The sequence below is a fragment of the Corallococcus sp. AB049A genome, from assembly GCF_003668885.1.
Lineage (GTDB): Bacteria > Myxococcota > Myxococcia > Myxococcales > Myxococcaceae > Corallococcus > Corallococcus interemptor.
The window spans coordinates 14,949-34,512 of sequence record NZ_RAWL01000037.1 but is presented as its reverse complement, the minus strand read 5'-3'; the positions used below and the strand labels follow the sequence as shown (position 1 = coordinate 34,512).

The window sequence follows — 19,564 nt, the reverse complement described above, 5'->3', positions numbered from 1 at the left end:
GCCAAGGGGCCACCGTCCGCCCAGGGGACAGGGCGTGCCGATGGAGCAGCCCCTTGCAGCGCACACCTGCTCGCCAGCCAGCACGCCTCCACGCAGAGAACTGGTGCCGAAGATGTTTAAAGGGGTGCCCCTAAAAGAATGGAGGCGGTGGGAATCGAACCCGCACCGGGCGGTGCGAAACTCCCAGCAGGATCGCGCCCTTACCTCGCTACCGCTCGGAGCGACCCGGATTCGATATCCCGCCGCATGACCTGTTGTCCCGCCATGTTCCACCCCATGCCGCAGCTTCATGCGACATACGTGCAACATGGCGGGACTGGAGTGGAGCCTCCTTGCAGGCAGCGTGGCTAGTTCGTGCTGATCTCGTCCTGGGACGCCTGGATGCCACGGGGGCGCCGCATGCCCAGCTCGACCATCACCTCGCGGGATCGCTTCGCCATCTCGTGCAGTTCAGCCACCGCTTCCTTCCGGCCGTAGGCATCTCCCTCTCCAAGCCAGCGGCGCAGGTCCGCCGCCAGTTCCCTCGCCGTCTGGTAGCGGGCTTCCGGGCGGGGCTGGAGGAGCTTGCGCAGTGCCAGGCCCAACCCCTGCGGAAGCGACTCCGTCAACGCCTCCAGGTCCGCTTGCGAGTAGGTCGCCGCGCGCCAGATCGCGTCCTCCACGCCAACAGGGCTGCCTGCGAGCCGAGCCCGCCTGACGGCACGTCGGACCCGCACGCGCTGCCTGACCGATAGCGAGCCCTTCACCTCTTCGGTCAAGGCATCCGGGGCATCCAGGAGGTTCTTCCCCGTCGCAAGTTCAAGCAGGACATTGCCAAGCGCGAAGAGGTCCGAGCGCGCGTCCACGCGGCCCGTCAGGAGCATTTCCGGGGAGGAGTAGAACGCATCCCCCTGCGGCTGACGCACCGTGGATGAAACGCGGCCGGGCAGGTCCGAAAGGGCGAGCCCAAAGTCGGAGACCTGCACGTCGCCGTTCCAATCGACGAAGATGTGCTCAACGTCGAGCGCCCGGTGGACGATGTTGAGGGAGCGCCCCTGTTCGTCCTTCGCCTCGTGGGCATGCTCCAGGGCCTCGGCGACGCGCGCCCCGACGTGGAGGGTGAAGAGGGGAGAGACCCGGCGACCGCACTCCCCCGAGAGCGTCAACAGGGTGTTGATGCTGTGCCCCGACGGATGCTCGGTGATGACGTACCAGCACCCCTCTGCCTTGTGCAGTCCATGGACACGGAGGATGCCCGGATGGTCGAGGTACGTCGCGAGGCGCACCTGCTCTTCAAGCTTCGCCCGCGCCCGCTTGATGCGAGGCAGCTCCATCAACTTCGGAACGCCCACCGCCTTGAGCAGCACCTTGCCCCGGATGTTGCCCTCGGAGGTACGGCGCCGGGCCAGCAAGAGACTCAACCCGTGGTGGACCTCTCCCAGGTCTTCGCGGAACTCGTACTGGAAGCCGTCCCGGGTGAAGAGAATCGCCCCGCGTGGAAGCCTGAACTCACTTTCCGACATGCTCTTTTCCTCCTCTTCGCGCAGGCATCCGAAGGCCGACGCGTCGTGGACGAAGTTACCTGTGGGATGGGCCGTCGTGGAACGACCCTGGGAGGTCATGTCGAGTTTGAGGAGGCGGGGGCGAAATCAAGCACCTACCCACCACGTCGCCCCGGGCGCGCTCAGGGCCAGCGGTCCACCACTGTCCCGGAGCCTCGATTGACCGCCATCACCTTGCCGTCCTTGAACGCCACGGCAGTTCCCTCGTGCACGAAGCAAATGGGGTACTCCTCCTGCCCCGGGAGCTTCACGCGGTCGTACCGGATGACGAGTGCCGGCCCCTCCGCACGCCCCATCTTGTCGGAGAGGTAGTAGGCCTTGCCGTAGAAGCGCGTCCCACGAGGGGCGACCGCGGCCTGCCGGTCATCGTTGACGCCTTTGGGGACCACCCCCACCACCTCCGCGCCAGCGGTGAACCATACATTGTCAAAACCCGCTTGGCGTTCATCGAGTTGAAGGGAGAAGCGGTCCCCTTCCTCCCAGTGAAGTTGCTCCCGCATGGCCTCTTCCGCCCCAGCCGGGCAGGTGAAGCGCTCTGGACGGATCTGGGCACCCGGACAACCCGCCGCCAGCGCCGCGACGAGCGACAGCGAAGCGCACTCGACGGCGGCAACGGACTTCTTCGGCATTCGGGGCGCACGTCCTGGGGGCGAGGCTTCGGGTGCTGGGGTCTTCAAGGCGGATCCTTCCTTCGGGGCAGCGGCGATGGCTGGCCCCGGGACTGTCACGAACGAAGGGCCAGCAGGTGTCATAGCAGGAGGGGGTGTCTTGGTCGGTGGGGAATGGGTGGTGGCAGGAGGAGGGCGTGGGGCTGCGGCGTCGCGCGACCCGGCAGGCCCGCTGGGGGCGCTCCCTGACGAGCGCCAGAGGGCCGCAGCCATGACGAGCGCGACGATACAAACGACGCCTGCAAGCCACCTTCCCGCGCGAGGCGGTCGCTCCATCATGGCCACATGCCGCTTGAGGGATTGCGGCGCGGAGGTCGTTGCCAGTGCCGCAGGTGTTGGCACTCCGCGACGCTGTTCAGCGGGAGGATGGGCCGGCACGTCATACTCAGCGGAGCGCTCGGTACGGAGGTCCGCCAGCTCGCGGCGCAGCGCTTCGGTATCGACCGGACGCCCCTTGGGGTCTCGGGCCAGGATGGTCTCGACGAGGTCGCTCAATGCCGCTGGCACCCGCGCATTCGCCAATCGAGGGGGCGGCGGTGGGAGGGCAGGGCTATTCAAGTCGAAGCGCGGACGAAACTCCGTCGGGCGTGGGTCTGTCAGCAGCTCATGGAGCATGACGCCGACTGCGAAGATTTCGTCGGCGACCTGGAAGGCGTAGCGGGCCCGGTGCTCGTCCTTGTGCTCGCGCAGGAACTTGAACTGCTCGGGCGCGCGATAGCGGTCTGTCCCTGGAGGCAGCCCCCCATCCGTCAGGCCTTCGGCGAAGGTGTAGGTAGCGCAACTGAAATCGATGATGACGGGCTCACCGTCGCTCTTGCGGACGAGCACGTTGGACAGCTTCAAGTCCCGATGCAGGATGCCCCGGCGATGCATGTATGCCAGCGCACCGGCGATCTTCTCGAAGACCCCGAGGATTTCGCGAACGGTCGGGTGCTTGCGCTCCGCCCACTCCGCGAGCGTCCAGCCGTCCACGTAGTCGAGTGCGAGGTACAGGTTCCCACTCTCCGCTAGGCCGTACCCCTGCGGCCGGACGATGTGGGGATGGTCCAGCATGAGCAGCGCCGTCAACTCCCGCAGCGTCCGGGCATGGGTCTGCTTGGGGTCGCCGCTGGACTCCCGGTGCTGGGCCACCTTGATGGCCCGGTGCCTGCCGTTCTTTTCGCCAAGGAAGACGAACGCAAAGCCTCCGTCACCGAGTGGCTTGGAAACCTGCCAACCGTCAATCAAAGTACCGGGCGGAACGTGAGGCAGCGTGGCGCTCATGGGGCATCCTCCGCGGCGGGCTTCGGGAAACGCACATCTGGAATCGTGAGCCGACGTTCCCCATCCCCATGCACCTCCAAGGTGAAGACGAGGTCTGCTTTCGTCTTGGGTACTTCCACGACCGCCAGCACTCGCCCGTTCTCCCCTGGAAGGATTGCTCCCGGCGTCTTCGCTACGAGTCGCGCCCGCAGGGGCATGCCGACTTGCCCCACGAACATTGCTTCTCGTGGTGTCCAAGCGGGGTGGTCAGGGCGGTTCACAATCTTCACGTCCGCAAGAATCCAACCGGTGCCCCGAAAAGCTACAATCGAGTCCAAAATCAACCCCTGCACAGCATCGAGCGTGCCTTTGCGGCTGGACGTCGTGACGCCCTTCGCGTCCACGTAGCCAAGGAGCACGAAGTCTTCCGGCTTTGGCACCGGGGCTTGGGCCGTGGGCTGGCAGGCCGTATTCGGCGGCTCCGGGCGTTGCACGTCAATCAGTGCATCAACGTCGCGCGGGTCTGTCACGAGCACGAAGGCGGCCCGGGTGGGCGCTCGGCCGTCGGCGAAGAAGACCCCAATCTCCTGCCGCTCGCCGTCGGTAAGGTTGGCCACGGGCTGAACGATGATCGACCGCTCGCCCGCGTCCAGGATGCGGATCCGGGATTCGTCGAAGGTGAGGGTCTTCCGTTGGATCGGCGCAGAGAACAGGAACACCGTCCGGGCCTCCGCCGCGACATGGACGACGGGCAGCGGTTCGGCGGGCGCGCTGGCGATTGTCACGGAGCGCTTACGATCAACGCGGGCCCCCGTGGCCGGCTCAGCCCCCGCAGCGGCTCCCGAGACAAGCACGAGCGCGAGAGCCAATCTGAACGGTTGGAGCAATGGCGCATGACCTCCCGAATAGGAAGGCTACCATCGCGGACACCCTCGCAGTGGGGCTCTTTCCTACAGCCGGAGTGCCGCACCGGGCTCCTGAATCGGGTCAAGGTGCTGCGCGTCCGCCGATCTCCGGAAAGCGCTCGTAGGTCCGCTTGAGCGCGTCCAGGTGGGCGGGGTTGTCCAAGTCGAGCGGCGCGTCGGTGAGCTGCACGACCCAGCCGCCCGATGCCGTGCGCCGCGCCTGTGAAAGCAGGTCCGCGTCCCGAGCCAGGTCTGGGAATCCGATGGCCCGTGCGGCAGCGGCAGACCAGTAGTTCAGCCATCCGAGGAAGTGCGGAACCTCAGGCGTGGACCTGTCCCATGGGAGCTTGAGCGATGGCAGTCCCTGGGGCGGAACGTGCAGCGCATCGCCGGGATGGCGGAACTGTTGCGCCACGATCCCACCATAACCGCTCGGTGTTGCATGCCCCCATACGGCGCGAGCGCCCTCCGCTACACCTGCAAGCACATCGAGAGCCCCCGCGAGGCCGACTGCGTCGAGTGGCAGGTCCGCATGGATTTCAAGATGCGGCGGGCTTCCTGCTGCAAGACCGTTTGGGTTTTCCTGTCCGGCCACCGTCACGAGCTGGTTGTCATCATCGTTGCAGAGGAACGGGAAACCGCCGTTTGTCGTATTGGCCGCGACCCACTCGTCGCGTTGAGGCAAGGCGACGAGGTCCCCCTTTTCCGACATCGTCCACCCCAGGCGTAAGCCGGGCTCACCTTCAGCTGCCCGAGCAGCCGCCGCGCCTGGCTCCGGCGCTGGGGCCACCGCAGCAGGCGCTCTGGGAGTCACTCTCGGCTGAGGGTCGCACCCTCTCGAGCAGCTCGCGGCAACCGGTCGCACGCGCAAGGCAGTGGTGCCCCTGCAGCGCGACGTGCAGGCCTCCTTGGGGGCCTCCTTCACCGTCCAGGGCATGTCGCAAGGCCCTCCTGGCACACCACCTACCCCGCCCCTCGCCCGCAACAGGGCTCCCATGCCGCCTATGCTCGAACCCGAAGCGGATGCCCATCTCCGCGCCAATGCAGAAGACTCCCCGCGCCACGAACGTCGCGACAGCCCGAGCGTCCTCACTCACCTTGCGCTGGAACAGGCCCCGCCCCAGGGAATCGCACGGGATGCGCGTCAGGGCCGCGCGGGGACGCTCGGCGAGGCCCGGGCCGACCAGTCCGCCAGGCTTCGGGTGAACCTCACCGCGCCGTCTGGCGACAGGTGCAAGGCGTCGGAGAAACCGTCGTCGCCAATCCAGTCGGCGGCAGCGACATACAGGGCCCCTTCGCTTCGAAGCGCTGACTCCACCATCGCGCGGTACGCCCTCCACGCCTCGCTCTGGTAGTAGAGCCGCCGATGCGCCGACGGCATCGGCATCTCGATGGCGACGAACTGAGCACCGCCCGCCCGGGCCCTCCGGGCCATCTCCACCACCGCGGGCGTCAGCGGCGTGGCGGCGGCCACCGCCTGGCGACAGTGGTCCTCAAAGGCCCTGGCGTCCTGCTCCAACAGGGAGAAGTCGGCCACGCGGCCGAACTGGTTGGTTTCCACCCGAGGCATCCCGATACCGCCGAGCCCCCGGCGAATCCGCTCGACCCTGGCCCAGAGCGACTGCCGCTCCACGAGCATGGGCACGACCGAGGCGGCCCGAAACGCCGCGCGGTGCCAGAGGGAGTCGGCCGCGTACAGCCGCTCCGCGATGTCGGGTCGCACGTAGTACGCCAGCGCGCGGTTGCCCACGAGCGTCGTCCAGCGGCCCTCGGTCACGCGCGTCAGCTGATCATCGAAGAAGCCGTAGTACACCCCCCGCACCGTCCCCGGATCGCTGGCGGCGTACATCAGCAGGTGCTCCACCGGGGAGGTGGCGCCGACCCCCAGGTTCACCGCGACGCGCTCCGGCCTCCGCTCCTGGAACACGCTGGGAACAAAGCCCGCCTGGACGAGCGAGTTCCCCAGGAACAGATCGGTTGTGCCGGACGTGCGCGACGCCTGGCGGAGGACCTGCCGGGGCACGGAGTTGCGCGCCAGTCGCGCGATGCCGACGTTGAGCGCGCACAGCCCCACGGCCGCGACCAGCAGTTGTCGCCACAGGATCCGGAGCGGCATGGGAGGACACCTCAAAAATCGATGTAGATGAACTTCGACGACTGCCCGCAGAACAACGCGATGAGCAGCAGCAGCACGGTCCACCACAAGCCCCACCCCACGCTCGACAGCGGGAGGTTGAGTCCCGGGGGCGGTGCCTCCGTCACGCCGCCGGCGTACTCGGCGGCTTCCTTCAACCATTGCAACAAGCGCATGTGGAACCTCATCCGACGACCAGCCGCCGGAAGAAGACACCGGCCGTGGGCAGGTCCATGGCGAAGAACGCCCATCCGATGTTCACGAGCAGGTACGTGGACAGCCGCGCCACCGCCTGATGGAAGACCTTCCGTTCACCCTCCGGCAGGGGCCGTCGTCGTCGCCACTCCCGGTGGATGACGAGCAGCGTCCCGTGCCACAGGCCCCACACCAGGAAGTTGAGGCCCGCCCCGTGCCACAAGCCGCTGACCAGCATCACGATCAACACGTTGCGTGAGGCAAAGGCCGCCGAGCCGCGCGAACCGCCCAGCGGAATGAAGACGTAGTCCACCAGCCAGCGGTAGAGCGAGATGTGCCAATGCCGCCAGAACTCAGTGATGTTGGTCCGGAAATAGGGCCAGTCGAAGTTCTCCGGGATGCGGATGCCGAAGAGTCGCCCCGAACCAATGGCGATGTCGGAGTAGGCCGAGAAGTCGAAGTAGATCTTCCAGCCATACGCGAGGAGCCAGAGCGGGAGCATTCGGCGATCCGCGGCCAGGATGTCATCGCGATTGAGATGGTCGGTCACGCTCGTCAGCAGGTCCGCGAGCATGAACTTTTTGACCAGTCCCACCAGGATCCGCGTCACGCCGCGGTTCCAATCCCTCGCGGTGTCCAGGCTCGGTGAGCGGAGGCACGGGAGGAAGTCCTGGAAGCGTTTGATCGGCCCGGCGACCATGGTGGGGAAGAAGAAGATGAACGCGAGGTATTCCCCCAGCGTGCCCCGCTCAACCGTGCCCTTGTACCGATCCGCGGCGTAGTGGATGAACTCGAACGTGAAGAAGGAAATGCCCAGGGGAAGGAACGCCGAATGCCAGTACAGGGGATTGGTGCCCCAGGGCAGGAAGAGGGCGCCGGTGAAGAAGTTCCAGTACTTGAAGGCGCCCAGCATCAACACGCTGATGCCAATCCCGATGAGACACATCCGGGAGCGCAGATCGTAGAACCGGCGAAACGACGCCTCCCAGATGAAGATCAACACACAGCTGGCGGCCCACACGCCGTGCGGGGTGGCGAGCGAGAAGTAGATGAAGAATGAGATGCCGGCGACCGCGCAAACCCATACCCGGAGCTTCGGTCCCACGAGGCGGAACAGGACGGCCGACGGGATGAGGAACGCGAAGAAATAAGCGAAGGTATTGAAGATCATCGTCGACCCGCCCCGACCTGATTCCGGGTCGGGAGGTGCCGCGGGCCTCAGCGGGAGGAGCGCGACAGCATACCCCCCGAGTAAGGGGGGATGCCACCCGTAGAGGAGTCCCGGCGGTACGGCGCGGACCGCTTGCGGCCGCCGGCGATTTGGGGCACGAGACGCGCTCGTGATCGTCCGTCCCCGCCGCCAGCGCACCGTGTGCCTCGTAGTGGCATGGCCGCTCCAGCCCCTGCCTGTCGTTCGCATGCAGAGAGCCCCTCTTTTCTCCAGCAGGCGCAGCACCCGGTGACGCACCACCCTCAGCACTCGCTCCACCTCTGCTTGCGTGGGCGGCGGCAACGGCTCGAAGCGCACGCTGCCCTCCCACGGCACGAAGACGCCGTCCGGTACCAGCGAGTGGAAATGAGGAGTCATCTGCAAGGCGGAGCCGAAGAACTGGATGAACGACACGGCCCAGACCTGCCCGCCACATAGGCCCTGCCGCCGTGCCCTCCGCCGCTGAGGGCGAACACCACGCGCAGGAAGAGGGCGAGGACGTCCGAGAGGAGCCCTACATTGAGGAGGCACACTGACGTGATGCGCTACGCGTTGAACGAGCGGCAGTAGAGGGCCCAGGCTCTGCTGCTGCTGCGGTACGGTCTGCTGTCCACGTGGTTCGAAAGGCCGCGGCCAGGGGCTGCTGAAGCTATTCGAAACATCCCGTCGAGAATGCCAGACGGACTCAGTTCTTCGCCAGGCTGAGGCTGCTCACGCGGCCATCCGGGATGATGCTCACCCTGTATTGCCAGGTCGCGGCCCCGAACTTCACCAAGTACGTGTAGACGCGGTCATCGCCCAGCACTTCGCGCTTCGCCAGGACGAGCGGCCCCGCAGGCCCCAGGTCCTGCAACAGGTCCTGGTAGTACGGCACTTCCTCAGGGAAGAACCAGCTCGGGACGTAAGCGAAACCCGCCGGATCCAGCGTCCCGTTCCGGACCTGTTCGAGCATCCCCTTGAACCGCGCCGGCATCGCCGGATCCCCGTCGGGAATGGGCGCCAGCGGAGGCACCGCGAGCGCGGGGTTCACGATGGCCGCGATCCCGTCCACGAACGTCGTGGGGTTCGCGGTGTTGGAATTCATCAACACCACGATGGACAGCTCGTCCCCGAGGAAACGGGAGTAGACGCTGACGAAGCCCTGCCAGCTGCCGGCGTGTTGATGCAGCGGCTTGCCCGCGCGCTCCTTGAGCGTCCAGCCAAAGCCATACGGATAGGAGGCCCCGCTGTTGAGCTTCACGGGCGTCAGGATCTGCTGCCAGCTCCCCCGGCCCAGGATGGCGCGCTGGTCCACGGCGGCGTCCCAGGCCAGCACGTCCTTCAAGGAGAAGTAGAGGGAACCGTCCGCGTTGCGATTCAGCGACGGCGAAACCCACACCTGATTCTTCGCCACGCCGTCGACCACGCTGTTCTCGTGCCCAAGGTGCGGAGGCCCGCGACGGGTGCTGGCATCCCTGACGCAGGGCGCCGTCATCCGGCGCATTCTCCGTCACCTTCAGCAGCCCGAGCAGCCGCCGCGCCTGGCTCCGGCGCTGGGGCCACCGCGGCAGGCGCTCTGGGAGTCACTCTCGGCTGAGGGTCGCACCCTCTCGAGCAGCTCGCGGCAACCGGTCGCCCGCGCAAGCCAGGGGTGCCCCTGCAGCGCGACGTGCTGGCCTCCTTGGGGGCCTCCTTCACCGTCCAGGGCATGTCGCAAGGCCCTCCTGGCCCACCACCTACCCCGGCCCTCGCCCGCAACAGCGCTCCCATGCCGCCTATGCTCCCCGTCGTCATTTCCGGAAGCCGTCCGGCGTCGTCACCGGGAGGGAGACCCACCTGTGACGGCGCCCATGGACAGCATCTTGTTGATCCTGGACCTGGATGAGCCCCTGGTCCACGCAAGCGAGAAGCCCCTGGCCCGGTAGGCGGACTTCCAAGCCCTGGGCTACTTCGTCCACGTGCGTCCGCACCTGGAGCCCTTCCTGCGGGAGTGTGCCTCCCGCTTCCGGCTGGCCATCTGGTCGGCGGGGGCCGACAAGTACGTGGCGGAGTTCGTGAAGCGGATCGTCCCACCGGAACTCGAGCTGGACTTCGTCTGGGGGCGGAGCCGGTGCACGTATGGGCTTGACCGGGCCGGCGTCCAGCGGGACGGGTTTCTCGATCCGGAGGTGCACTACGGCTGGGTCAAGAAGCTGCGCAAGCTGAAGCGGCGGGGCTACCGGCTGGAGCGCGTACTGATTGTCGATGACACGCCGGCCAAGTGCATCCACAACCACGGCAACGCCATCTACGTCCGCGAATACGAGGGCGAGGCGCACGACACGGAGCTGCTCGACCTGGGCCGGTATCTGAAGACGCTCGCGGACGTGGACAACGTCCGGTGCATCGAAAAGCGGAGCTGGCGGAAGCAGCTCTGCCAGGACGGAGGGTCGGCTGCGTCCCTGCTCCCCGCGAAAGGAGTGTGATGCCCATGACGAAGAGCGACAAGCCGCGCCCCACCGACATGGAGCCCACTCCCGACAGCATGGACCTGGCCATCGCCTCGTTCCGCGGCTGTCCACCCGGCACCTGACCCACGCCGCCACCCGGTGACACCGGGACGGGCATGGACAGAGGCCGGGCTCCCGAGGGGGGACCCGGCCTCGGCCATGTCCGGGTCCTCCCTCGAGGAATCCAACCCAACGGGATGCAGCTCAGCGGGTTGAGAGCGTGCGCCTCATCCGCGCGAGGTCACTGGTTCGAGTCCAGTCATCCCGACTTCACATCCAAGACAGCTCGCGCCGGGATGGCCCAATCCTTCCAGGTGCGCGAGGACCCATGTAGCGCGGACCTTGACGTCGGAGACGGGGAAAGCGCTGATTGGAGGTAGAAACCCACCGGCCCTTCCTACTGCGAGTGACCGGCTCCTCTTGCTATATTGGCGCGGCGGCACGGAGGGGTCCATGGAACTCAGCGGAGCGGAGTTGTACCGGCTGCAACAAGCCCTCCTTAGCGCTTTTCCTGACGTCGACAAGCTCGCGCAGATGCTGAGGTTCAGGTGCAACGAAAACCTGGACCTGTATACCTCGGGCGCACTCAAGAAGCGGGTGTTCGAGCTGCTCTTGGAGGCCGAAGCCAACGGCTGGACCGCGAAGCTCATCGAAGGCGCCCACGCAGCCAACTCCAGCAACCCGAAGCTTGCCCGGTTCTACCTGGACTATCAGTCCTCCGTGCAGCGCAGCATTCCTGGCAAGATATTGGAGCGGCTGGTCAGTCAGGCCAGGGGGTTCGTCGATCCTGCTCTCTTCCGGAACAGGTTGGAGGAACTGGAAGGCAGGGTCTGCCGCATCGAACGGCGCCCCGGGGAAGAGGTTGGGACGGGGTTCCTCGTCTCCCCCAATGTGGTCCTCACCAACCATCATGTGATTGAGAGGGCCGCCACCTCGTTCCAGGCACGCTTCGATCACAAGCTGATTCCCCATCAGAATGATGCCCTCGATCCGGGCAAGGTCTATGGGGTCACCGAATGCATCGCGAAGAGCCCTCACAGCAGCGTTGACCTGAGCTTCCCCCGGAAGGGCCTGCCGACGCTCCAGGAGTTGGACTACGCGTTGCTGCGGCTTGATGGCGCCCCGGGTGACGAGCTCGTTGGGACGCGCAAGCGCGGATGGCTTGAGCTGCCGGCCCAGCCCTACGACTTCCAGGCGGGCTCGGCCATCGTCATCCTCCAGCACCCCTTGGGCGGGCCCCTAAAGCTGGCTCACGACGGCTTCCTGGACATCAATGACAACCGGACCCGGGTCACCTACAAGACGAATACCGAACCGGGCTCGTCTGGGTCCCCCTGCTTCGACGAAGCCCTGACAACGCTGGTCGCGCTGCACCACAGCGGAGATCCCCGCATGAAGCAGCAGGCGGACTTCAACGAGGGCATCCCCACCGCGACCATCCGGGAGAGTTTGTCTCCGGCAGTGAAGGCCCTGCTCGGATGGAACTGACGGGTGGCCAGCAGAAACAACTGACGGATGCGCTCCTCAAGGCGTTTCCTGATCAGGACGCGTTCGAACAGTTCCTCATGTTCAGGCTCGACTTCGACCTCCTGCAGGAAGTGCCGGCCACCGGGCGGATGACAATGGTCTTCAAGACCCTGCGCATCGCCATGAGCCAGAATTGGGTCGTCCGGCTACTCCGGCAGGCCCGGCGCGAAAACCCAGACAATCAGGAACTTCAAACGGTCGAGCAGGAGCTGTTGCCGCTGTTTTCCATCGAGAGGCTTCTGGAACTGGAGAACCTCGTCCAGGACGCTCCCTTCACCACGGCGAGGTTGCTCAACTTCGCCGTGCAGAGCGCCCCCTCCAGTTGGGCCTTCCCTCCATCGCCGCGTTCCGGCCCGTCGCCCCAGGAGCACTTCTCGGAACTCATCGACACGCTCTCCAGCGCGCCCAAGCAAGCGGATGACTCCCATCCGCTCCTGGTCTTCGTCACCCATGTCGCCCAGGACATTGGTGAGCCCTGGGCCCAGAAGCTGTCGGCCTGGGTGGCGAAGAACAGCGCGGGGATGGCGTCCTCCGTGCCCCAAGCTACCGCCCGTCAATTGAGCAAACTCCACCTGCTGGTGAAGTGTGAGTCCAGCCTGCGCGCCATGGCCGAGGTGGAGGAGACGGTCACGGTCACCGCTTGGATCTGGGCCATGGGTCCGAATCAAGAACCTGTCTCCAGGGTTCCCGACCGGGTCCTCGACCCCACCGTACTTGCCTGGAGCAAAGTTCCGGACCTCCTCACGCAGGTGCGAAAAAGTCCGAAGGTGACCGCACTCTTGGAGCAGGCATCAGATCAGATGACGGTTGAGATTTGCTTGCGGCACGACCTGCTCTCCACAGCGGTGGATGGCTGGCGCATCAAGGTTGGAAGGAGTGCGTCCGTCGCGCTCGGCAATCAATATCCTGTCGTCGTCCGGTCCTTCGAACGCAACTGCGAGGGTGACACCGAGGACTATCGGGACGTCCTGCCCGGGTGGTCCGCGAAGTGGAAGCAGCTCAAGCAACCAATGGGTTCCCCCGCTCAGTCTCCGGTGCATTGGATTGGCCCCGGCGACATAGGCGACAGGCTTGTCAACACGCTCATGCGAAGACATGTCCTCTGCGTCGTCGTGCCCCGCTCCTGCGAACGGGACGTGATCGATCTCAGCATTGATGCGGGAGCCCCCGCCATGCTCTGGCTCCGGAAGGACGGCATCACCCTGGCCGAAGCCAGTCAATACCTCACCCCCATCCTTGAGGGGCCGCTTTCTGGTTTGCCCGACCGCGTCCATCAGGCACGCCAGAACGCCAGTGAGGACAATCCTCTGGGTCTGCACCTCAGCCTCCTCTGGGATGACTTCGACCGGCGTCCGCCGGATCCCACTCCCTTCGTCGCGCCCTAGATATTGAAAGCGAGCAGTCACATGAACGACTGGCACATCTTCAAGGGCGGGCCGGACCAACCGCCCCACGACCGGATTGCATCCCTCCCGCCACCTCCACCGTGGCGGGACTACAGCCAGAAGACCTCACGCGGTGAGCGCTACCTGCCGAGCGCGGAGGAGATCCAGACCGTCAACGCGGCGCTCTACCTGCGACGCCCGCTCCTCATCACCGGCAAGCCTGGAACAGGAAAGTCGTCGCTCGCGCATGCCGTGGCGCGGGAGCTCAACCTCGACTCGGTGCTGGTCTGGCCCATCAATACCCGGTCCATCCTCCAGGAAGGCCTCTACCGGTACGACGCGGTGGGGCGGCTCCAGGCCGCGTCGCTGGCCCAGATGCACAAGGGGCAGGGCAGCGAGTCCCCACCGCCGGACCTGAGCCATTTCCTGCGGCTGGGCCCGCTGGGGACCGCATTGCTCCCCCGTGACAAGCCACGCGTGTTGCTCATCGACGAAATCGACAAAAGCGACATCGACCTGCCCAACGACCTACTGCATGTCTTCGAGGAAGGGGAGTTCGAGATTCCCGAACTGGCCCGCCTGGGGAGCCATGGAGAGGCGGTGCGGGTCAAGCCGTCGGACGACGGCAATCCTGTCTACATCCCCAATGGCCGCGTCCAGTGCAAGGCCTTCCCCCTGGTCATCCTAACGAGCAATGGGGAACGTGAGTTTCCCCCCGCGTTCCTGCGGCGCTGCCTCCAGCTGAACCTCGGCATGCCGGACGAACAGCGGCTGCTGTCCATCGTGAAGACGCACCTGGGAGAGGAGGTCCTCCAGCAGGCCGCCCCCCTCATCCAGAAGTTCCTTGAGACACGGACGCAGCAGGAGCTGGCCACGGACCAGTTGCTCAACGCGGTGTACCTGACGACGCGGCTGACGACACCGGGAAGCCAGGCCTCGGAAGTCACCGCCCTGCTGTTCAAGAGCCTCCGAAGCACGCCATGATCGATCGGCTCCTGCGAGTGTTCGGGGGCGCGAACCTCGACGTCACGTCGGAAGACCTGGCGGACGCGCTCTGGCTGGCGCACGTGCTTCCCAAAGGAGCGCTCGCGGGTGACCACCCCACCGTGGAGCCTGAATCCGAAGGGGACACCGACTGGAACGGCGAAACGCCGGACGCGCCTCCCCCGCTGGCGCCTCCAGCGCGACATCTAGGCAGTGCCCCTCCCAGCCCGGTGCTCTTGCTGTCCAGCAACGCTTCGAGGGAGCAGGTTCCTGCCCTCCCCATCCGGGTTCCCACGGGCGCCGCGCTGCCCCACTCCCTGGCCCTGGGCCGAGCCCTGCGTCCACTGCGGCGGAGGGTTCCCTCCCGAACCCAGAAGGTGCTCGATGAGGTGGCTTCCGTCGAGTTCATCGCGGACACCGGCGTCTGGGCTCCCATCCTGAGGCCAGGGTCGATGCGCTGGCTGGACCTGGCCCTCGTGGTGGACACAAGCAGTTCCATGAACCTCTGGCGCCAGACCGTGGCCGAGTTCCAGGAACTCTTGAGGTTTCAGGGCGCATTCCGGAACGTCCGGACCTGGTCCCTGTCTACGGACGAGAAGGAAGGCCCCCTCCGGCTTGTCTCGGGAATGCAGGCGGGTAGCCCCCTGCTGCAGGTGACCGAACCCCAGGAGCTGAATGACCCGGGTGGCCGCCAGTTGGTGATGGTCCTCTCGGATTGCGTCGGTCCCCGGTGGCATTCAGGCGACGTCTTCAAGCTCCTGGAAGACTGGGGGCGTTCGGGTCCGGCCATCGTGGTGCAACTGCTCCCAGAGCAGTTCTGGAACCGGACCGCCCTGCGCCATGGCTCCACGGTCCTCCTGCGAGCGTCGCGAAGCGGGCTTCCGAATTCACAGCTCCAGGTGAGCCGTCGCTCCCGACGGCCCCCTCCATCCGCCCGCGTCCAGGCCGTCCCCGTGGTGCACCTGGAACCGGCGGCCCTGGGGGAGTGGGCGAACATGCTCGCGGGAGGAACGGCCTCCCCCCTGGGCTTCGAATTCAGGGGAGCACGTCCATCACCGGAAGGGCCAGTCGAGACGGGAGCCACACCGACCGCCCGGGAGCTGGTGCAGCACTTCCACGCGACGGCGTCCGCTCCCGCGAGGAAGATGATGGGGCTGCTCGCCGCAGTGCCGGTGAGCCTGCCCGTGATGCGCCTCATCCGGGAGACGCTGGTCCCCGACGCCCGGCAGGAACACCTGGCCGAGGTGTTCCTCGGGGGGTTGCTTCAAGAACTCCCAGGGCAGGAGGCGCAGGGGGATCCGGATGCACGGGAGTATGACTTCAAGCCCGGCGTGCGCGAGCTGCTCCTCGACGCGGTTCCGGTGGGCAGCGCCCGGGCGGTGCTGTTGCAGGTTTCCGAATACATCGCGAAGAGGATGGACCAGTCCCGTGACTTCGCCGCGCTCCTCCTCGACCCCACGAAGGATGCGACCGCCTTCGTCATGCAGAACCGCCGCTTCGCGACGCTTGCGCGGAGCGTGCTCCAACGCATGGGGGGCGCCTATGCGCAGCTCGCGCAGCGGCTTGAACCGAAGCAGGTGGCCCCAGGATGGGGCCGGGTCCATCTCACCTTCCATCCCGCGTATCACGGGCTGGAAGCCAACATCCTGGGCAGACACGCCCAGGTCACCGCGGTGGCGCACATCACGAATGCGCCCTGGTCATTGGAGCTGCCCTACGGTGATTACCGTCTGGAATTGCCACAGCTTCACCGGAACCATGAACTGACGGTGGGCACGGAGCCGGTGTCGTTCAGGCTCGATTGGGCCTTGACCGGCAAACGGGTGCTCGTGGCCGGAACCTCGAAGAACAAGCTCTCCTCGGAGGAAGCCTGGACCAGCGATATGTTGGGCGACCTCCTCGCCCGCTCCGGTCATGGCCTGGTGACGGGAGGGCAGAAGGGAGTGGATTCCCGAGTCGGACACGCTTATCTCGCGCGGCTCCGGGCGGCGGGCCTCCGCCACTCCAACTCCCTGGTCCAGGTCATCACCGCTTCGTCCCGGCCGGAAATTGCAGAGGGCACGATCGTTCGGGTTCCGAAGGGAGTCCCGGACATCAATGAAGAGGTCCGACACGCGGACGCAGCCGTTCTCATTGGCGGGAAGCTGGGAACCTTCAAGGTCTACCAACGCGCCCGGGCCGCTCAAGTGCCTGTCATCCCTCTTGGGTCGACGGGGGGTGTCGCGTCGGAGGTTTTCGAAGAATCCCAAAACGGAATCTATCGAACTGCCTCGGACACCCTGGGAATCCTTCGCAAGCCCATCCGGAACCGGACCGACGCCAACCTTGTCGCGGAGGAGGCAATCGCCGTCCTTCATGACCTTTTTGGCACGAAGCGCCTCGACCGATGGAGCTGGTTGCCCGCGGATACGGCTTCGCAACTCCGGCTCATCAGCCAACAGTACGATCAAGCGCGGGCAGAGCAACCGGCGGGAGCCGCCCGGACCCGCTTGATGAATGAATTGGTCGACCGGGTCATCACCGAGACGGACGCGCTTCCTCCCATCCCGCTCAAGAGATTCGAAGAAACTTTCGATGGCGCGGGGGCGGGTGACCGCATTGTGCTTCTTGGGCTCATGCTCTCTGAGGCACAGTTCCCCTCGTTCACGGTCATGCATGGAATCCTTTCCAATGCACTGACCCCCTTCGAACAGTACAAAGCGCTTGAATTGACAGGGCAGATGTTGGAGCACCTCTCGTCAGAGCAAGTTGACGAACTGCGCGGCACGCTTTCGCATCTGCGCAACACCAACGCACTCCAGATCAATGATGACGAATCTCGCAGGAGGCAATTGGTTGGATATCTAGTAGAGCTTGAGCGACTCAGCGCTGAAGCTGAAGACGACTCGAGCGCTGAGGATGAGTTCGATAGTTTCAACATGGGGCTCACGGACGAGGCCTCTGACTCCGTTGATGGCGTGGAAGCGCTGGAACTTGAAGAATTGGCTCACCGCGTTAGAAATCAGTATTTCGATATCGAAAGAGGAATTACTGAGCGTCTACCAGACATTTTGACGGGGCACGATTTCAAACAAGACCATTCTCTCCAAGCTGGCATTGCAGGCACCATTGCCTCCGTGGGCAGCGTCCGACAGATTCGGCTGCAAATGGGAGACCTCCGCCGAACGAGTGCGTCTTCCGCATCAATCACCGCGACCTGCATTGTCGACGGGGTGCGGATTGATTGGGTGGCCCCGTCTCCCGTGGAGGACACCTCCGCACTGCGGAGTTTCCATGTCAGAGTAGAGGTTCACCTTGAGTTGGAACACAGCGATGACGCCCCCCCGATCATCGAAGGTGTCTTCACCAATCATGTATTAAGTCTTGAACTCATGGATTTGGAAGAGAAACAGGACGACGAGTTCTTCCCCCTGGCTGCTGCACACCCGCCCAAACCGAGCGGCGACCCGGTCAAGGAACTCCGCCAAAGACTCAGAGCTCAAGATTCGACGCCCCTGACTGTCTTCTATTCCTACTCAGACGAGGATTCGGAGTTACGCGACGACCTCGAACAGCATCTATCGGAAGTCGAGTCACTTCATCTCCGTCCCTCGTACGATTTCGAGACGGAGGGCGTTTCCGACGGCTGGAGCGATGTTCTTGGTAGTCCCTGGAGTGAACAGCGCCTTTCCGACATGGCGGACGCGGACGTGCTCTTGCTCCTGCTCAGTCCGCACTTCCTAGCCTCCGAACAGTGCGTTGAAGTCGAACTGACGCAGGCCCTTGAACAGCAGGAATCCCAAGTGTCCCTGGTCATCCCCATCATCCTCAGCCCCTGCGATTGGGAGCATACGCCGCTGGGCAAGCTCCTGGTTCTGCCCACTGATGGCCGCCCCGTGACGTCCTGGCGCAATCAGGACGAGGCCTTGGATGACATCGCCCATGGAATAGAGAGGGCCATCAAGCGCTGGCGACAACAGGGGTAGGCAGAGCGGCAGCAGTTCCCACAGCCCACCTGGCGCGGCGTCACGAACCGCAGCCGCGCGCATCCTTCCGCACGATGACACGGTCCGGGCCTGGGCCCGACACCTCCTCGAACCAAGAATCCCCCTGGAGCCTCTACTCGAGTTGAAGGCCGCAGTCGCTGCAGGCGCCCGCCACCAGAGGGGCGGCCGTTCCACAGGCCGGGCAGGGAGGCTCTCCCTCTTCCTCGGTGGCTTCTGCCGGGGCGGTGGACACAAGGCGGGGAGCCGCCCCCTCTGGCACCAGCCCCTCGCGGCGCACCGACTCCAGCCATCCCTGCTGGAGCAGGGCGACCACCCGGGGCCCATCCTCGGGCCGCACCAGCACCTGGAACTTCGGAGAGCAGCCGACCTTGCCACACGCCTCACGGTGGACGAGAGCGGGGACGTCCGCGTCCAGGAAGCCCTCCACCATCCTCCGCGCATCCGCGAGTGACACCTCCGCGCACGGCACCAGCTCCGCGTCGGCCAGGGTTCTCTGCACTTCGTCTGGGGTCATGAGGGCAGGGATTGGACTTCGGATGTGCCCCCTCCGTCCACCACGTTCCGTCACCTTCAGCTGCCGAGCAGCCGCCGCGCCTGGCTCCGGCGCTGGAGCCACCGCAGCAGGCGCTCTGGGAGTCACTCTCGGCTGAGGGTCGCACCCTCTCGAGCAGCTCGCGGCGACCGGTCGCCCGCGCAAGGCAGTGGTGCGCCTGGAGCGCGACGTGCAGGCCTCCTTGGCGGCCTCCTTCACCGTCCAGGGCATGCCGCAAGGCCCTCCTGGCCCACCACCTACCCGGCCCTCGCCCGCAACAGGGCTCCCATGCCGCCTATGCTCCCACCTGCTCGCGGAGTGGGCCGCCGTCTGCGCGGAGCACGTCCTGCCCCTCTTCGAGAAGGCGTCCCCTGGGGACACGCGCCCCCGTGACGCCATCGCCGTGGGACGGACGTGGATAAGAGGCGAGGTGCCGATGCGTGACGCTCACAAAACCGCGTTCGTGGCCAACGCCGCGGGTCGTGGGTTGCCGGACCCGGCCAGGTTCGCCGCGCTCACGGCAGGCCAGGCGGTGGCTGTCGCCCACGTCGCCGCGCACTACCTGGGCGCGGCGGCGTACGCCCTCCGGGCCGCCGCTTCAGCCTCCGAGGATGACGCGGAAGGAGCACGGCTGAAGGAGCTCGGATGGCAGCGGAAGCGGATCCCCACGGCCCTCCGTGAGCTGGTCCTTGATGATCAGCGGACGCGCAACGACATCTGCTGGGGTGTCTTCACCGGGTGACAAAGGTTCGTCGCCCCAGGGGGAGCGCGATGAGCACGAGCTTGC

The 19,564-nt window shown here is 65.7% G+C and carries 15 protein-coding genes and 1 tRNA gene; 7 read left to right on the top strand and 9 right to left on the bottom strand.

Annotated elements, in window-relative coordinates; genetic code table 11:
• Positions 1-347 precede the first annotated feature (347 nt).
• The 8 genes from D7X55_RS06565 to D7X55_RS06530 all read right to left on the bottom strand — a co-directional run bounded on the left by D7X55_RS06565 (position 348) and on the right by D7X55_RS06530 (position 9,300).
• Positions 348-1,502 (bottom strand): protein kinase domain-containing protein, encoded by a 1,155-nt coding sequence (locus tag D7X55_RS06565; RefSeq protein ID WP_121722553.1) that lies wholly within the window; start codon positions 1,500-1,502, stop codon positions 348-350.
• A 161-nt stretch (positions 1,503-1,663) separates the two neighbouring features.
• Positions 1,664-3,472 (bottom strand): serine/threonine-protein kinase, encoded by a 1,809-nt coding sequence (locus D7X55_RS06560; RefSeq protein ID WP_121722550.1) that lies wholly within the window; start codon positions 3,470-3,472, stop codon positions 1,664-1,666.
• Positions 3,469-4,338 carry a DUF2381 family protein gene (locus D7X55_RS06555; protein WP_121722549.1) on the bottom strand — a complete coding sequence of 290 codons (870 nt, stop codon included), beginning with the start codon at positions 4,336-4,338 and terminating at the stop codon, positions 3,469-3,471. Before D7X55_RS06555 ends, D7X55_RS06560 begins: the two co-directional genes overlap by 4 nt.
• Before the next feature lie 100 nt (positions 4,339-4,438).
• Positions 4,439-5,170 (bottom strand): DUF5953 family protein, encoded by a 732-nt coding sequence (locus D7X55_RS06550; protein WP_407921758.1) that lies wholly within the window; start codon positions 5,168-5,170, stop codon positions 4,439-4,441.
• 330 nt (positions 5,171-5,500) lie between these two features.
• Positions 5,501-6,472 carry a hypothetical protein gene (locus tag D7X55_RS06545; RefSeq protein WP_121722548.1) on the bottom strand — a complete coding sequence of 324 codons (972 nt, stop codon included), beginning with the start codon at positions 6,470-6,472 and terminating at the stop codon, positions 5,501-5,503.
• 11 nt (positions 6,473-6,483) lie between these two features.
• The gene (locus D7X55_RS06540) at positions 6,484-6,666 is read right to left on the bottom strand and encodes a hypothetical protein (protein WP_121722547.1); all 183 of its coding nucleotides are present in this window, start codon (positions 6,664-6,666) and stop codon (positions 6,484-6,486) included.
• An 8-nt stretch (positions 6,667-6,674) separates the two neighbouring features.
• Positions 6,675-8,309, bottom strand: a complete 1,635-nt coding sequence (locus D7X55_RS06535; RefSeq protein WP_121722546.1) for an MBOAT family protein — start codon at positions 8,307-8,309, stop codon at positions 6,675-6,677.
• A gap of 271 nt (positions 8,310-8,580) precedes the next feature.
• Positions 8,581-9,300 (bottom strand): hypothetical protein, encoded by a 720-nt coding sequence (locus D7X55_RS06530; protein ID WP_199746878.1) that lies wholly within the window; start codon positions 9,298-9,300, stop codon positions 8,581-8,583.
• 514 nt (positions 9,301-9,814) lie between these two features.
• On the opposite strand from D7X55_RS06530, the gene D7X55_RS06525 reads away from it, so the two are divergent.
• The 6 genes from D7X55_RS06525 to D7X55_RS06500 all read left to right on the top strand — a co-directional run bounded on the left by D7X55_RS06525 (position 9,815) and on the right by D7X55_RS06500 (position 18,224).
• A complete protein-coding gene (locus D7X55_RS06525) occupies positions 9,815-10,339 on the top strand; it encodes an HAD family hydrolase (protein ID WP_255424953.1) in 525 nt (174 codons plus the stop codon).
• A 217-nt stretch (positions 10,340-10,556) separates the two neighbouring features.
• Positions 10,557-10,631 (top strand) — tRNA-Met (locus tag D7X55_RS06520).
• Positions 10,632-10,816: 185 nt separating this feature from the next.
• Positions 10,817-11,851: an effector-associated domain EAD1-containing protein gene (locus D7X55_RS06515; protein WP_121722545.1), complete on the top strand. Its 1,035-nt coding sequence runs from the start codon at positions 10,817-10,819 to the stop codon at positions 11,849-11,851.
• The gene (locus tag D7X55_RS06510) at positions 11,842-13,275 is read left to right on the top strand and encodes an effector-associated domain EAD1-containing protein (protein WP_121722544.1); all 1,434 of its coding nucleotides are present in this window, start codon (positions 11,842-11,844) and stop codon (positions 13,273-13,275) included. The genes D7X55_RS06515 and D7X55_RS06510 overlap by 10 nt, the downstream gene beginning before the upstream one ends.
• Before the next feature lie 21 nt (positions 13,276-13,296).
• Entirely contained in the window at positions 13,297-14,259 is a 963-nt protein-coding gene (locus tag D7X55_RS06505; RefSeq protein ID WP_121722543.1) for a MoxR family ATPase, read from the top strand.
• Positions 14,256-18,224: an SAV_2336 N-terminal domain-related protein gene (locus D7X55_RS06500; protein WP_121722542.1), complete on the top strand. Its 3,969-nt coding sequence runs from the start codon at positions 14,256-14,258 to the stop codon at positions 18,222-18,224. Before D7X55_RS06505 ends, D7X55_RS06500 begins: the two co-directional genes overlap by 4 nt.
• Before the next feature lie 133 nt (positions 18,225-18,357).
• Here the strand turns inward: D7X55_RS06500 and D7X55_RS06495 are convergent, their stop codons facing one another.
• A complete protein-coding gene (locus tag D7X55_RS06495) occupies positions 18,358-18,759 on the bottom strand; it encodes a hypothetical protein (protein WP_121722541.1) in 402 nt (133 codons plus the stop codon).
• Positions 18,760-19,006: 247 nt separating this feature from the next.
• Between D7X55_RS06495 and D7X55_RS45730 the strand changes: the two genes are divergently transcribed.
• The gene (locus D7X55_RS45730) at positions 19,007-19,519 is read left to right on the top strand and encodes a putative immunity protein (protein WP_368666501.1); all 513 of its coding nucleotides are present in this window, start codon (positions 19,007-19,009) and stop codon (positions 19,517-19,519) included.
• Positions 19,520-19,564: the final 45 nt, after the last annotated feature.